The sequence below is a fragment of the Kitasatospora sp. NPDC094019 genome, assembly GCF_044764505.1.
Classification (GTDB): Bacteria; Actinomycetota; Actinomycetes; order Streptomycetales; family Streptomycetaceae; genus Kitasatospora.
The window spans coordinates 342,369-356,974 of sequence record NZ_JBIWIF010000005.1; the positions used below are offsets into that span (position 1 = coordinate 342,369).

At 72.5% G+C, this 14,606-nt stretch carries 13 protein-coding genes; 6 read left to right on the forward strand and 7 right to left on the reverse strand.

The features are described from left to right. Window positions 1–393 precede the first annotated feature (393 nt). Together ACIQ9P_RS13930 and ACIQ9P_RS13935 are read left to right on the forward strand one after the other, a co-directional pair. The gene (locus tag ACIQ9P_RS13930; protein WP_402354642.1) at window positions 394–2,058 is read left to right on the forward strand and encodes an NlpC/P60 family protein; all 1,665 of its coding nucleotides are present in this window, start codon (window positions 394–396) and stop codon (window positions 2,056–2,058) included. 86 nt (window positions 2,059–2,144) lie between these two features. After that, window positions 2,145–2,729: a hypothetical protein gene (locus ACIQ9P_RS13935; RefSeq protein ID WP_402354644.1), complete on the forward strand. Its 585-nt coding sequence runs from the start codon at window positions 2,145–2,147 to the stop codon at window positions 2,727–2,729. A gap of 645 nt (window positions 2,730–3,374) precedes the next feature. Here the strand turns inward: ACIQ9P_RS13935 and ACIQ9P_RS13940 are convergent. From ACIQ9P_RS13940 to ACIQ9P_RS13950, 3 genes are read right to left on the reverse strand one after another with little or no spacing between them, the layout of a single operon-like run. After that, window positions 3,375–3,590, reverse strand: coding sequence for a hypothetical protein (locus ACIQ9P_RS13940; protein WP_402354646.1), 216 nt, complete (start codon window positions 3,588–3,590; stop codon window positions 3,375–3,377). Next, complete coding sequence (locus ACIQ9P_RS13945) at window positions 3,587–3,820, reverse strand: hypothetical protein (RefSeq protein WP_402354648.1); 234 nt, start codon at window positions 3,818–3,820, stop codon at window positions 3,587–3,589. Before ACIQ9P_RS13945 ends, ACIQ9P_RS13940 begins: the two co-directional genes overlap by 4 nt. Continuing rightward, window positions 3,817–4,182: an ATP-binding protein gene (locus ACIQ9P_RS13950; RefSeq protein ID WP_402354650.1), complete on the reverse strand. Its 366-nt coding sequence runs from the start codon at window positions 4,180–4,182 to the stop codon at window positions 3,817–3,819. Before ACIQ9P_RS13950 ends, ACIQ9P_RS13945 begins: the two co-directional genes overlap by 4 nt. A gap of 295 nt (window positions 4,183–4,477) precedes the next feature. Here ACIQ9P_RS13950 and ACIQ9P_RS13955 point away from each other — a divergent pair, with 295 nt between their 5' ends. The 3 genes from ACIQ9P_RS13955 (at window position 4,478) to ACIQ9P_RS13965 (ending at window position 5,916) form a co-directional block, all read left to right on the forward strand. Continuing rightward, on the forward strand, window positions 4,478–5,341 hold the full coding sequence (locus ACIQ9P_RS13955) for a helix-turn-helix domain-containing protein (RefSeq protein ID WP_402354651.1): 864 nt from the start codon (window positions 4,478–4,480) through the stop codon (window positions 5,339–5,341). Between the two features lies 1 nt (window position 5,342). Beyond that, entirely contained in the window at window positions 5,343–5,525 is a 183-nt protein-coding gene (locus tag ACIQ9P_RS13960; protein ID WP_402354653.1) for a DUF397 domain-containing protein, read from the forward strand. Window positions 5,526–5,724: 199 nt separating this feature from the next. Beyond that, complete coding sequence (locus ACIQ9P_RS13965; RefSeq protein WP_402354655.1) at window positions 5,725–5,916, forward strand: DUF397 domain-containing protein; 192 nt, start codon at window positions 5,725–5,727, stop codon at window positions 5,914–5,916. Window positions 5,917–5,996: 80 nt separating this feature from the next. Here the strand turns inward: ACIQ9P_RS13965 and ACIQ9P_RS13970 are convergent, their stop codons facing one another. Both ACIQ9P_RS13970 and ACIQ9P_RS13975 read right to left on the reverse strand, forming a co-directional pair. Next, window positions 5,997–6,599: a CatB-related O-acetyltransferase gene (locus ACIQ9P_RS13970; protein WP_402354657.1), complete on the reverse strand. Its 603-nt coding sequence runs from the start codon at window positions 6,597–6,599 to the stop codon at window positions 5,997–5,999. Window positions 6,600–6,618: 19 nt separating this feature from the next. Next, on the reverse strand, window positions 6,619–8,898 hold the full coding sequence (locus ACIQ9P_RS13975; RefSeq protein WP_402354659.1) for an FdhF/YdeP family oxidoreductase: 2,280 nt from the start codon (window positions 8,896–8,898) through the stop codon (window positions 6,619–6,621). 217 nt (window positions 8,899–9,115) lie between these two features. Between ACIQ9P_RS13975 and ACIQ9P_RS13980 the strand changes: the two genes are divergently transcribed. After that, a complete protein-coding gene (locus tag ACIQ9P_RS13980; RefSeq protein WP_402354661.1) occupies window positions 9,116–10,993 on the forward strand; it encodes a protein kinase in 1,878 nt (625 codons plus the stop codon). Window positions 10,994–11,014: 21 nt separating this feature from the next. On the opposite strand, the gene ACIQ9P_RS13985 is transcribed toward ACIQ9P_RS13980, so the two are convergent. Together ACIQ9P_RS13985 and ACIQ9P_RS13990 are read right to left on the reverse strand one after the other, a co-directional pair. Then, window positions 11,015–13,009: an FAD/NAD(P)-binding protein gene (locus ACIQ9P_RS13985; protein WP_402354663.1), complete on the reverse strand. Its 1,995-nt coding sequence runs from the start codon at window positions 13,007–13,009 to the stop codon at window positions 11,015–11,017. Beyond that, complete coding sequence (locus ACIQ9P_RS13990) at window positions 13,006–14,088, reverse strand: amino acid ABC transporter permease (RefSeq protein ID WP_402354665.1); 1,083 nt, start codon at window positions 14,086–14,088, stop codon at window positions 13,006–13,008. Before ACIQ9P_RS13990 ends, ACIQ9P_RS13985 begins: the two co-directional genes overlap by 4 nt. Between the last annotated feature and the right edge of the window lie 518 nt (window positions 14,089–14,606).

Consider the following 14,606-nt stretch of genomic DNA (forward strand, 5'->3'; position numbering starts at 1 on the left):
TGTCGCACAGACGTTGGCGTCGTTCGCGACGGTAGGGATGCTGGATGAACAGAAGGTGAACACGCATCGGAATCGTGGTTCCGATGGTGTCCGAGGGGTGGCCAGAGTCTTTCCAAGGGATGTCGTCGGCTGCGCTGAGCTGGACATTAGTGGAGATCTGACCGGTTCGCCCGTTTTGCTGAGAGCTGTCTCACACGGTGGTGAAAAATTCATCGAGCCGTACGGGTGCGGTCTGTTTCCGGCGAGTAACCCATGGCAGGATCTGCGGAGGTCCGGGGACCCCGGAGCGTGGGGCGGACGGGGAGGACAGGACCTATGGGCGGCGGGGTACGACAGGCCGAACGGACCGACGGACGACGGGCGGGCAACCGCGGTGGCGCACAGCCCGCCTGGGTGCGCGCCGCACTGCGCTGCGGGGCCGTCCTCGCGGCCGCCGCGCTCGCGCTGCCGCTGGCCGCCGGCGCCGCCTGGGCCGACCCGGCCCAGCCCGCCCCCGGCACCACCGCGCCCGGCGCGCCCGTGACCGACCCCGGCGGCGACCCGCTCGCCGCCGCCAAGGCCACCCTCGGCCCGCTGCTGGACCAGCTGCACACGCTCTACCAGGGCGCCGAGGCCGCCACCGAGCAGTACAACGCGGCCGTCACCAAGGTCGCCGAGCAGCAGTCCTCGCTCGCCGAGCTCAAGACCAAGGTGGAGCGGCAGGAGAAGCAGGTCGACGCCGGCACCGACATCGCGTCCCAGCTCGCCGCCGCCCAGTACCGCAACGGCGCCGCCTCCGCCTACGCCGAACTGCTGCTCTCCAAGGACCCGTACGAGGCCGTCACCATCGCCGAGCTGCTCGCCACCGCGAGCCGTTCGCAGAACGAGTTCCTCGCCAAGCTGACCTCGGACCGCGACGCGCTCGGCGTGCTGCAGAAGCAGAACGAGGAGGCGCTCAGCACCTCGCAGACCCTGGTCACCCAGCAGGACGCCGCCAAGGCCAAGGTCGCCGCCGACCTCGCCGCCGTCGAGCAGCTGGTCTCCTCGCTCACCGGGGCGCAGCGCGCCGAACTGGAGCAGGTCGAGAAGGCCAAGGCCGACGAGGCCCAGCTCGCGCTGCTCGCCTCCGGGGTGCTCGGCCAGGGCGAGCGCACCCCCTCGCTGGCCGGGCGGGCCGCCGTCGCCTTCGCGCTCGCCCAGTTGGGCAAGCCGTACGTGTGGGGCGGCGCCGGTCCGGACGTCTTCGACTGCTCCGGGCTCACCTCGCAGGCGTGGCTGCACGCCGGCAAGCCGATCCCGCGCACCAGCCAGGAGCAGTGGGCGCAGCTCCAGCACATCCCGCTGAACCAGATGCGGCCCGGTGACCTCGTCATCTACTTCGAGGGGGCCACGCACGTCGCGATGTACATCGGCGGCGGGCTGGTCGTGCACGCGCCGCGGCCGGGTTCGTACGTCAAGGTCGGGCCGATCGGGGCCAACCCGATCCTCGGCGCCGTCCGGCCGGACCCGAGCGGGGCGGCCGACGAGGCGGGCGGCAGCTGGAAGGTGCCGGACCTGCCGGCCGGCTGGGACGCGGTCACCCCGATCGCGTCCAGCCCGCTGAACCAGCCGCCGGTCCCCGAGGGCACCGTGGTCCCGCCGGTCGTCCCGGCCCTGCCGGGCACGCCGACCGCTCCGGGGACGCCTGCGCCGGGTACGCCGGCCCCGGGCACGCCCGACCCGACCAACCCGGGTACGCCGAGCACGCCCGGCACGACGCCGACCGGCACGCCGACCGACCCGGGCACGGGCACCCCGACCACCACGCCGACCGGGACGCCCACGGGTACCCCGACGGGCACGCCCACCGGCACACCCACGGGTACGCCGACCGGGACCCCGACGGGCACGCCCACCGGGACTCCCACGGGTACCCCGACCGGCACGCCCACCGAGACCCCGACGGGCACCCCGACTTCGACCCCGACCGGCACCGGCTCGCCCACCTCCTCCGGCTCCGCTGCGGCCACCGCCTCCGGCACCGCGTCCGCCACGGCCTCCGGCACCAGCACGGGCACCCTCCCGCCGAACCAGCACTGACCTCCCGGCAGGGCCGGGCTCCGGGAGACCTCCCGGAGCCCGGCCCTGCCGCCTTCGCCGGTGCGGTCGCGTGGGAGGCTCGCCCCATGACAGGGGTGGAGACATTCGGGGCACATCTGTTGCGGGCGAGCACGGTCATCCTGGAGCGCCTGCCCGGGCCGGTGAGGGCCGAGGTCTACGTCCTCGCCCTCAACATCTGGCGGGTGGATGCCGACGACCGGCGCCCGTACGTCGAGATCGGCCACAACACCGAGAGCCAGTACCGGAAGGCGGCGGACGCCGACCCCGAGGAAGCGCGCTGGCTCTACGCCCACTGGATCCTCGACGGCTTTGACCGGCTCGGCAACGTGCCCGGGGACCCGGTCGGCGGCGCACTGTGGAAGGCGGAGGCCGCGCGCCTCGGTCTTTGGTACGACGGCCCGTTCGACCTGGACCGTTCCCTGGACGACCCCGCGGTGGCCGCCCGGACGGACGGGCTGCGGCTGCACTTCCACACGAGCGTGATCGACCTCGCCCGCCGGCTCAACGAGAGCGGCACGGTGGAGCGGATCTTCGGCCGCCCGCTGCCCGTGGTCGTGTTCGACATGGACTCCCCGGGCTGGGAGGAAGAGGCCACGGTGGCCGCCAACCCGCCCGAGCTGATCACCGGCTTCCTGAGCCTCTACAACTGATCGCCGCTTCACCCGATCCGGTCCGGCGCGGGAAGTCGGTGCCGTCGACTTCCCATTCCCACCCCGGGGCTGACCGGCTCGGTGTGCGGCGCGTAGCTGCGTGAGCTTGCCACTGCTCATTCCGGTGGCCCCCTTGTCGCACAAGGGGGCCACCGGACTACCGCCGTCCTTCCCGGCGAGGACGAAGGCGAGCAGGAGCAGGAAGTCGAAGCCGCCGACTTCCTGTTCCTGGGGCTTTGTCCGGTGGCTCCCTTGCCAGCAGCAAGGGAGCCACCTGGACCCGAGCTGCACCAGTGGGGGAGCGAGTTGCCGGAACGCTCGACTTCCCACTCCACGACCCGACTGCCGTGGACCCACACCCCCTCACCACCTTGGAGCGGGAGGTTGGTGGTCCTGACTTCCCGCCCGGAGTTCTTCCGGTGGCTCCCTTGCGGGCGGCAAGGGAGCCACCGGAGCTGAGATGCGCCCCCGGGGGAGTAGGGAGTCGGAACGGCCGACCTCCAGCGCACGGTCAGTTCTGCCGAGCGGCGGCACAGCCGGGCTCGGAGTGGGCAGTCGATCGGCCCGACTTCCCACTCCTGAAGGCTCTTTCCGGTGGCCCCTTGCTGGTTGCAAGGGGCCACCGGTGGGGTGCGGCTTCGGCGGTCAGTGGGGCTGGGGGTTGTCGGGGTCGGCCTGGTGGGGGGTCCAGGTGTGTTCGGTGGTGCCGTCGGGGTGGGTGTGGGTTTCCCAGTGGCCGTTGCGGGAGATGGGCGGCGGGGGCGGGCCGATCTTCAGGGCGGTGACGACACCGGTGACGACGGTGGCGATGGCCAGCGCCAGGAGGACGGCGAAGGCGGCGCCGACGAGGAAGGTGCTCACCTGCGGGCCGTCTCGCGGAGGAGTTCGAGGAGGTTGAGGAGGGTGGAGACCGGGGCATCCCCGAAGTCGACGAGGAGCCGGCCGTCGATGGTGGGGTCGGAGACGGCGACGGAGCCCCAGCGGATGCCGAGCGGTGCGCCCCGCTCGTGGAGTTCGCGCAGGAGGGCGGTGACCTCGGGTTCGGTGTAGGTGCGGAGGATCTTGTCGTGGGGGCCGATGGGGGTGTTCACGCGGCGAAGTCCAGCTCGAACCAGGTGACCTTGCCGGTCTTGGTGGGGTCGGCGCCGAACCGGTCGGTGAGGGCGCGCACGAGGTGGAGTCCGCGTCCGGAGACTTCGTAGGGGTCGGCGGAGATGCGGGGGGCGGGGAGGTCGGGGCAGTCGTCGCAGACCGAGACGCGCAGGACGGCCGGTCGCAGGGAGACCAGGACGGCCGGGGCGGGGCAGCCGCCGTGCTGCCAGGCGTTGATGAACAGTTCCTGGAAGGCGAGTTCGGCGTCGGCGATGCTGTCCGGGCGCCACCCGGAGGTGTGGAGGAGGGTGCGGAGTTCGGCCCGGACGGCGGAGCAGTCGGGCGGGTTGCAGGCACGCATGGCGAACCTCCAGAGGAGGGGCAGGGAGGGAGGAGCGTCGACGGACGCGTCACCGTGAACGAGGCCGGTCCGGACCCGGCCGCTCTGCGGTGCAAATGGGCAGCGTGCACCTACTGCCCCGACAAGCAGGCATTACTGACGATCCGTCGGATCGCTGTGAGGTAGACCATAGCCGACAGCACCTCTATTTATAGGTCTCGGCGAGAAAGTTCCCCCTACCGTGTGGTCGACCCGTAGTTGGACCGGCCCGCCGGGCGCGCGGCACACTGATCCCGCCCCCGTGAGAGAGGACGTCATGGCCCTTCGCCCAAATCCGACCCTCCGTCAGCGTCGCCTCGGGAGCGAGCTGCGACGCATGCGGGAGCAGGCGGGCCTCGGCGGCAGCGAGCTCGCCAGGAGACTCGGCATCGGCCCCGCACAGATGACGCAGATGGAGCAGGCCAGGATCGGCGTCAGTCCCGAGCGCTTGCGAATGGTGGCCTCGGCGTGCGGGTGTTCCAACGAGCCGCTGATCGATGCACTCGCTCGCATGACGTCGGAGCGGGGCAAGGGGTGGTGGGAGGAGTATCGCGGCGTACTGACCGTCGACTTCCTTGAGGTCGCCGAACTCGAAGCCCACGCCGAGCGGATCACCTTCTGCACCACCGCATACATCCCGGGCCTGCTCCAGACCCCGGCCTATGCGTCGGCGGTCTTCGCGAGACTGTTCCCACCCCTGCCGCCGCGAGAGATCGAGACCAGGACCGAGTTCAGAATCCGGCGGCAGGAGCTCATTCGCTCGGGCGGCACGCCCTTGCACACCTTCATCCACGAGGCTGCACTGCGGATGCAGTTCGGTGGCCCATCGGTCCTCCTGGACCAGCTACGGGCCCTACTCGATGACTCTGAACGGCCAGGGATCTCTGTTCGGATCGTTCCGTTCGCCGTTGACACCTTTCCGGGCGCTGGCGAGAACCTCACCTTCGCCAACGGTCCCGTGGCTGAGCTGGACACCGTGGAGGTGGACGTCTCCCAAGGCGCCCTCTTCCTCGAATCGCCGACCGATCTGGCCAACCACCGAGCGATCTTCTCTCGCCTCGACGCCACTGCCCTCGCCGAGAAGGAATCTCGCGATTTCATCCGATCGATCATGAAGGAAGTGGAGTCCTCGAATGCCTGATATGGAGTGGCGGAAGTCGAGCTTCAGTGCGTCAAGTAATGAGTGCATTGAGCTCCGGGTGGAAGCTGGAGCAGTCGAACTCCGGGAATCCGAGGAGGGCGAGGTCACCCTACGGATTTCTCCAGCCGCCATCGCCGACCTGCTCCGCACCATCAAGGCCGGTGACCTCGACCGCCACGCCTGATCTGGCTGGCCCTGGCTCTCCGAGCCAGGGCCAGCCACCTGAGGGCCGGGGAGTGGGCAGCCGGGTCGCGGATTTCCTGCTCGGTGATCCTATGGTCCCAACCTTGCTGCCTCTATCTCAATACTTCCCTGATCGGTCAATCTGGGAAGTCGATGATTCCGCCTTTATCCGGTCCGTGAGAAGGAAGTGGCGAGCGGACGTGTCTAGCTCTGAGTGGCAGAAGTCCAGTTACAGCGCGGCGAACAACGAGTGTGTCGAGGTCCGGGTCGGTGCCGAGGCGGTTGAGCTCCGCGAATCCGATGTGCCTGGCCTGGTTCTCACGGCAGGGCCCGCCGCTTTCGCGGATCTCCTAGCCACGATCAAGGCCGGCGATCTCGACCACCACGCCTGACCTCGGCTGCCCCTCGCTCTCCCGGAGCGAGGGGCAGCCGCCTGTGAGTCGGGGAGTGAGAAGTCGGCCGGGCCGACTTCCTACTTCGGTGCGGCGGCTTCCAGCTCCTCGACGGTGCCGGACATGATCGTCCTGACGTGCGCGGTGATGTGCTCGGTCGGCCAGTCCCACCAGGCCACGGCCAGCAGGCGGGCGATTTCGTCCTCGCTGTACCGGGAGCGGATCACCCGGGCCGGGTTGCCGCCGATCACCGCGTAGTCCGGGACGTCAGCCGTCACCACGCTCCCCGTGGCGACGATGGCGCCGTGGCCGATGCGGACACCGGGCATCACCGTCACGCCGTTGCCGAACCACACATCACTGCCCACCACCGTGTCGCCCCGGTTGGGGAGATCCGTGAGCAGGTCGAAGGAATCGGCCCACGAGCCGCCCATGATCGGGAACGGGAAGGTCGAGGGCCCGTCCGTCCGGTGGTTGGCGCCGTTCATGATGAACCTGACGCCGGTGCCCAGGGCGCAGTACCGGCCGATGACCAGCCGTTCCGGCCCGTAGTGGTACAGCACATTCCGGCTCTCGAACGCCGTCGGGTCGTCCGGGTCGTCGTAGTACGTGAACTCCCCGACCTCGATCAGCGGGGACTTCACCAGCGGCCGGAGCAGCACCACGCGGGGCTGCTCCGGCATCGGGTGGAGAACCGTGGGGTCAGGCTCCACTGTCGGCCTCGAAACGGATGACCACGGCCTTCGACGTCGGGGTGTTGCTGACGTCCGCCGTGGAGTCCAGCGGCACCAGTACGTTCGTCTCCGGGTAGTACGCGGCCGCGCCGCCCCGGGCCACCGGGTAGTGGACGACGCGGAAGTGCGGGGCGCGGCGCTCCACGCCGTCCTTCCACTCGCTGACCAGGTCCACGTACTGGCCGTCCGAAACGCCCAGTTCAGCCGCGTCGGCCGGGTTGACGAGCACCACCCGGCGCCCGCCCTGGATGCCGCGGTAGCGGTCGTCGAGGCCGTAGATGGTGGTGTTGTACTGGTCGTGGGAGCGCAGCGTCTGGAGCAGCAGCCGCCCCTCCGGGACCTCCGGCGCGGTGAGCGGGTTGACCGTGAAGTTGGCCTTGCCGGTCGCCGTCGGGAAGGTCCGGGTGTCGCGCGGGCCGTGCGGGAGGGTGAAGCCGCCCGGGCGGCGGACCTTGTCGTTGAAGTCCTGGAAGCCGGGGACGACCCGGGCGATCCGGTCGCGCAGGGTGTCGTAGTCGTTCGCGAAGTCCTCCCACGGCACGGTGTCCTGCGGGCCGAGGGCGGCGCGGGCGAGGCGGCAGACGATGGCGACCTCGGAGAGCAGGCCCGGGGCCGGCGGGCGCAGGCCGCCGCGCGAGGAGTGGACCTGGCCCATGGAGTCCTCGACGCTCACGAACTGGGCGCCGTGCGCGGTGACGTCCCGGTCGGTGCGGCCGAGGGTGGGCAGGATCAGCGCGCGGGCGCCGGTGATCACGTGCGAGCGGTTGAGCTTGGTGGAGACGTGCACGGTCAGTCGGCAGCGGCGCATCGCCGCCTCGGTGACCTCCGTGTCCGGGGTCGCGGCGACGAAGTTGCCGCCCATCGCGAAGAAGACGCCGATCCGGCCCTCCCGCATGGCCCGGATGGTGTCGACCGAGTCGAAGCCGTGCTCGCGCGGCGGTTCGAAGGAGAACTCGCGGCCGAGGGCGTCCAGGAACGCGGCGGAGGGCCGTTCGAAGATTCCCATCGTCCGGTCGCCCTGGACGTTGCTGTGGCCGCGCACCGGGCAGACGCCGGCGCCGGGGCGGCCGACGTTGCCGCGCAGCAGCAGGAAGTTGACCACCTCGCGGATGGTCGGCACCGAGTGCTTGTGCTGGGTGAGGCCCATCGCCCAGCAGACGATGACCTTCTCGGAGGCGAGGACCATCCGGCCCAGCTCCTCGATCTGCTCCCACGGCAGGCCGGTGGCGGCGAGCACCTCCTCGCGCGAGGTGGTCCGGGCCTCGGCGGCGAACTCCTCGAAGCCGTGGCCGTGCTCGGCGACGAAGGCGTGGTCGACGGCGTCCTTCTCCAGGATCAGCTGGTTGAGGGCGCGGAACAGGGCGAGGTCGCCGCCGAGCCGGATCTGCAGGAAGAGGTCGGTCAGCTTGGTGCCGTGGCCGACCAGTCCGCGCGCCTGCTGCGGGTTCTTGAACCGCTCAAGACCGGCCTCGGGCAGCGGGTTGACGCTGACGATGGTGGCACCGGCGCGCTTGGCCCGCTCCAGGGCGGAGAGCATCCGGGGGTGGTTGGTGCCCGGGTTCTGGCCCGCGACGATGATCAGATCGGCCTGGTAGAGGTCCTTGAGGCTGACGCTGCCCTTGCCGACCCCGAGGGTCTCGGTGAGCGCCGAGCCGGAGGACTCGTGGCACATGTTGGAGCAGTCCGGCAGGTTGTTGGTGCCGAGCCGGCGGGCGAACAGCTGGTAGGCGAACGCGGCCTCGTTGCTGGTCCGGCCCGAGGTGTAGAAGGCGGCGCCGTCCGGGGTGTCCAGGGCCCGCAGCTCCTCGGCGATCAGCGCGAAGGCGTCGTCCCAGGAGACCGGGGTGTAGTGGGTGGCGCCCTCGTCGAGCAGCATCGGCTGGGTGAGCCGGCCCTGCTGGCCGAGCCAGTAGCCGGAGCGCTCGGCCAGTTCGGCGACCGGGTGCGCGGCGAAGAACTCGGCCCGGATCCGGCGCTCGGTGGCCTCCTCGGCGACGGCCTTGGCGCCGTTCTCGCAGAACTCGGCGGTGTGCGTCTTCCCCGGCTCGGGCCAGGCGCAGCCGGGGCAGTCGAAGCCGTCGGGCTGGTTGACCTTGAGCAGGGTGCTGAGGGTCCGGCGGGCACCCATCTGCTCGGCGGCCATCCGCAGGCTGTGGCCGACCGCGGGCAGCCCGGCGGCCGCGTGCTGGGGCGCGGACACCCGGGGGGCGTCCTGCGCCGGATCGCTCTGCGGGGCCTGCTTGGCCATGACTGCGCTCCTCGCTGTGCGTGCGGTCCGCGCGTCGTCGCGGGCCCGTTGCCATCCTCCCACCAGGGCACTCGGGCGCGGCAGGGGAGAGGTGGGGGAAGGCCGGAAGTGGAGGGGGGAGAAAGAGCGGCCGAAGGGACGGCCGGAGCGGGCCGTCCCGTGGATAGAGTGCGGAGGCGGCACGAGTGCGGGGGTGGGGCGGGTGATGATCGGCGACGTGCTCGACGGTCGGTACGAGCTGGTCGAGCGGCTGGGCCAGGGCGGCTTCGGCGTGGTCTGGCGGGCCTTCGACTCCCGGATGCGGCGTCCGGTGGCGGTCAAGGTCATCAACCACCACGGCGAGGAGCAGCAGAAGGCCGCGCTGCGGTTCGTCCGCGAGGCGACCGCGGCGGGCAACCTCTCGCATCCGCACATCGTCACCGTGCACGACCTGGGCGAGGGTGAGCTGGGCGGCCGCAGGGTGACGTACCTGGTGATGGAGCTGATCACCGGCCGCACCCTGACCTCGGTGCTCCGGGACGGCCCGCCCGGTCCGGAGCGGAGCGTGCGCTGGGGGCGGCAGATCTGCTCCGCGCTGGCCGCCGCGCACGACGCGGGCATGGTGCACCGCGACATCAAGCCCGAGAACATCATGGTCACCGAGGCCGGCGCGGTGAAGGTGCTGGACTTCGGCATCGCCCAGCTCGACATCGGCGCGGGCGGGTTGACCACCACCGGGACGGTCGTCGGCAGCCCGGCGTACATGGCGCCGGAACGCTGGACCGGCGGCCGGGTGGACGGCCGGGCGGACCTCTACGCCTTCGGCTGCGTACTGGTGGAACTCTGTACCGGGGCAAGGCCGTTCAGCGGCGACTCGACGCCGGTGCTGATGTACCAGCACCTGAACGCGCCGCCGCCGGCGCTGGACCCGGCGGAGTTCGGGCTGCCGGTGGAGCTGGCCGGGCTGGTCACGGAACTGCTGGCGAAGGATCCGGAGCACCGCCCGGCGGACGCGCGGACGGTGGAGCGGCGGCTCGCGGCGCTGGAGGGCGCCGACCCCGGGCGGACGGGCCCGGCGGAGCCGGCGCTGGACCCGGTGGACGAGCCGGTGGACGAGTTGGCGGACGAGTCGGCGGCGGAGGCACCCGCCGAGCAGCCGGGGTTCGGGCCGGTGATGGTGCTCGTCCCGCCGGTGCCGGTGTTCCCGCCGCCGATCGTGTTCGGGCCGGTGCCGGTGCTCCCGCCGCCCGTGCTGTTCGCTCCGGCCCTGCTGCCCCCGCTCACCACGCCGCCGCCGGGCCCAGTGTCCCCGCCGGCACCGCACGACCTCGCCCGCTCCGCCCTGAGCGAGCGCCGGAGCGCCGCGCACCGGGCGGCGACGCCCGAGGAGTCCGCCGGTCTGCTCCACGCGGTCGCCCAGGAGGCGCTGGCCGTGCTCGGCCCCGCGGACCGGGAGACCCTCTCCGCCTGGCGCGACTTCGGCTGGTTCCTGAGCCGCACCGGCGACCTGGACGGCGCGATCCGGCTGCTGTCCACCGTCGCCGAGGACCTGCGGCTCGCCCTCGGCCCGTCCGACCCGGACACCCTCACCGCCCGCTACCACCTGCTGCGCTGCATCGGCGAGAGCGGCGAGACGATCAGCGCGATGCGCCGGCTCGCCGAGCTGCTGCCGGAGCTGCACGCGGCCTGGGGCCCGCACGACCCCCGGGTGTTCCAGGCACGGCACGACCTGGCGGTGTACACGGCCGAGCGGGGCGACCCGGAGAACGCGGTGCTCCAGCTGCGCACCCTGCTGCCGGAGCTGGTCGCCGTCCTCGGCGAGCAGCACCCCGTCACCGTCCGCGCCTGGCAGGACCTGGCCGCCCAGCAGCAGCGACTGGCGTCGGCCCCGGTCGGGCGGTCGAAGCCCGGCAAGCGGCCGCGGATGCACCCGGCCGAGGCGCTGGTGCTGATCCGCCGCGTGCTGACCTGGGAGTTCGCCTCGGAGCGGGAGGCCGACGCCTGTCTGAACGCGCTGGAACGGGGCACCGGTATCAAGCAGATCGGCGAGTGGATCCTCGCCGCGCCGGACCACGTCACGGCCGAGGACCTGGTGGAGGAGATCTACGGGCCGTGACGCGGTCCGCGCGCCGGTGGGTCAGACCGTCGCCCCCACCACCGCGCCCGCCGTGTCCTCCGCGCCCACCGGACTCACCGCGCCAGGCGACCCCGCCCCGGCGAGCGCGCCCAGCAGCGCCCGGGCCGCCGCGTCGTTCTGCCGGAAGCCGGGCGAGTCCGTGCGCGGCCGGGCGAACGCGGCCGCCGCCCGCACGCTGGTGTGCGGGCCGAGCGCGGTGCGCCGTGGATGCGGCTCCCCGCCGAGGGCCGGGTCGAGGACGCCGCCGTCCCGCGGCCGGATCGTGAGCAGTCCGGAGCGGTGGGTGTGCTCCGGGTCGCTGACCACCTCCTCGACGATCCGCCCCTCCCGGTGCAGCTCGCGCAGCAGCGGGTCCCGGGTGCGGTCCAGCACGTGCTTGGGCAGGTACGCCTCGACCAGCGCGGTGGCGGTGACGGTGTGCCCGGGCACGGTGGCGCCGGAGGCCAGCCAGCTGCCGGTGCGCTCGTCCCGCTCGACCCGGACGGCCGCGCCGAGGAAGCGGACCACGCCGGCCTCGGAGAGCGCGAGCAGCTGGCGCAGCCGGAAGCCGGGCGGCCCGGACGCCAGGTAGCTGAAGTAGCCGAAGAACCACTCGTCGACCTCCTCGCCCACCGACCGGGCGGTGAGCCGACCGGAGGCGAGGATCCGGGGCAGCTGGCCGAAGAGCGAGAGCAGGGCGAGGAAGGCACCGAGGTCGGCGCTGTGGGCGGGGTCGGCGCGCCGGTCGGCGTCCTCGGCGATGTAGCGGCGCAGGTGGCGCTGGAGTTCCTCGGCGGAGCCGAGTTCCAGGCCGGCCAGCGGGTGGTCGAGGCGTTCGAGGTCGAGCCGGTCGGCCGGGTCGGGGACGGCCCGGCCGACCAGCGCTTCGAGCTCCGGGGAGGCCCAGCGGTGCGCGTCGAGACCGGGGAGGAACTCCGCCCAGGGCAGGGCGGTGCGCCCGGGGTGGGCGTGGAACAGCTCGTGGTAGTGACCGAAGGCGATCTCCTTGGCCATCAACGGCCAGACGTCGCGCCGCAGTTCGAGTGCGCCCGGCCGCTCCAGCAGGGTGTCGACGGCGGCGGCGTCGAAGTACCGGGGGAAGGGTGGCGGCGGTCCGGCCAGGCGGTAGCCGGTCTTGGAGTGGTAGGGGACGCCGCGCCGCGAGCCGACGTGGACGACCGGTTCGCGGCCCGAGGGCCGGTAGACCAGGCCGCCACCGCCTCCCTCGGCTCCGCCGACCGCCGCCTCCTCGAAGCGGCCGCCGCGGCCTTCGGTGAGCAGCGAGACCAGGTCGACGAAGGCGAGCCCGAAGCCGCGCAGCACGGTGTGCTCGCCGGGGGCGATGCGCTCCAGCTCGGCGGTGACGTCGGCGGAGTGCGCGGGCGGCAGGTGGAAGCGGCCGTGCCGGGCGGCGAAGGCGGCGTCGGCGGCGTAGCGGGGGTCGGGGGAGGAGTCGAGGTGGCCGAGGGTGAGCACGACGTGGTCGGCGGTGAGGACCCGGTCGGAGAGGTGGACCAGCTGCGGCCCGTCCGTCGGGCCCTCGATCCGCCGCGCGGTGTCCCGGTGGACGGTGACCGTGACGTGCGGCGGCAGGTCGGCGACGGCGCGCCGGAACACCCAGTCGAGATACGCGCTCTGGGCCCGCCGGGTGGGGAAGTCGGTGGGGGCGAGGGCGCGCAGCTCGGCCCGCAGGGCGGGGTCGGCGATCTCCCGATGGGGCGCGAACTCCTCCGGGCGCGCGGCCCATTCGGCCAGCGAGGGGCCGGGGCGGACCGGTCCGTCGACGGTCGACCGCTCGTCGGTGAACATGGTGACGTCCTCCGCCATCGAGTTCATCCGCAGCAGCGGGGACTGCTCGTGGCGCCAGATCCGGCCGCCGCCGGGCGGGTGGGGGTCGACCAGGTGGATGTGCAACGGGCGTTCGGCGGGAAGGAGTTCGGGGGCGTTGGCGGCGATCCGCTCCAGCACCCCGGTGCCGCGCGGCCCGGCGCCGACCACGACCAGGACAGCGCTCATCGGGCCTCCTCCCCGGTGGCCGCCTTCTCCGGGGCGGCCTCTCCGGGCGCGGCCTCTCCAGGAGCGGCCGCCGCCGCGGCCGCGCGCAGCCGGCGGTACCCGGCGCGGGCCCGCTCCAGCGGGGTGGGCGGCAGGCCCTCGCGGGTGGCGCCCTTGGCGAAGTGGCGTTCGACGTAGTACTGGCCGACCGAGAGGACAGTGGTGATCACCACGTACCAGAGGGTGGCGACCATCAGCATCGGGATGACCTGGTAGGACTGCAGGTAGACCAGCTGGACGGAGTAGAGCAGGTCGGAGACGGCCAGCACGCTGATGATGCTGGTCCCCTTGAGCGCGCCGATCAGCATGTTCCCCGCGGTCGGCACGATCGAGCGCATCGCCTGCGGGACGACGATCCGGCGCAGCACGCGCCACCGGCCCAGGCCCAGCGCGGCGGCGGCCTCCAGCTGGCCCCGGTCGACGGAGAGGATGCCGCCGCGCACCACCTCGGCGGCGTAGGCGGCCTCCAGCAGGGTCAGTCCGACCACGGCGGTGAAGGTCGGGCCGAACAGGTTGACCGTCCGGACGGTGACGAACTCCGGGCCGAACGGGATGCCCAGGCCGAGGGTCGGGTACAGCGCGCCGATGTTGAAGAACAGCAGCAGCTGCACCAGGGCCGGGGTGGAGCGGAAGATCCAGATGTAGATCCAGCTGAGCGTGCGCAGCACCGGGTTGCTGGACAGTCGCATGGTGGCGAGGACGGTGCCGAGCACGAAGCCGAGGCCGAGGGTGACGGCCGTCAGCCAGAGGGTCAGGGTGAGGCCGTTCATCACCGAGGCGGCGGTGAACCAGTCGGCGACCACGTCCCACTGGAACGCCCGGTTGTGGACCAGGGAGTTGACCGCCATGGCGAACAGCAGCAGGGCGACGGCGGCGGAGATCCACTGGCCGGTGCGGCGGCGCGGGACGATCCGGGCGGTGGCGGCCGAGGCGTCGGGGGTGGTGGCGTCGGCGGCTGCGGTGGTGGTGCCGCCCCGGCGGGGAGCCGGAGGCGCGGGCGGGGAGGAGGGGGCGGGCAGGACGTCCGGCGGGGTGGCCATGCGGAGGCTCCAGGCGGGAGGGCGGGGACGCGGGATGCGCGCGGGCGCACGGGGCGGGGTACGGCGTGGTCACGTACGGCCGTTGCGGCCGGCCCGCGTCCCTCAACGCGTCCGGCGGGGCACTGCACTCCGCTTTCGATCGTACGCGTGCTCGATCGCCTGGTGTCAAGGCCCGTCGGCGGCGGGGCACCCGGGGCGGGGGAGGTGTCGCGTGGCGACAGGAGATCGCAACAGTGCGGCAATGGTGGACGGTTGACGCGGTGCGAGGTTCGCTGCTCAACTTGGGGCCATGTACGCCGAGCAGCCCTTGGTCACCCGCGACCACATCGACTTCGGTCGGGTGTGGTCCGCGGCGTGTCGCGGCTGAGCCGGCAGCGGGCCGCTCGTCCGGCCCCCTCCTCCCCCGGAGCGACCTCCCTCGGTGCCCCGTCCCGGGCCGGGACGGCCGTCACCTCCTGACGGCTCGTCGACCGCTCGCTGCCGCCCCTCCTCCCTTCCTCCCCGCTGCGCTCCGGCAG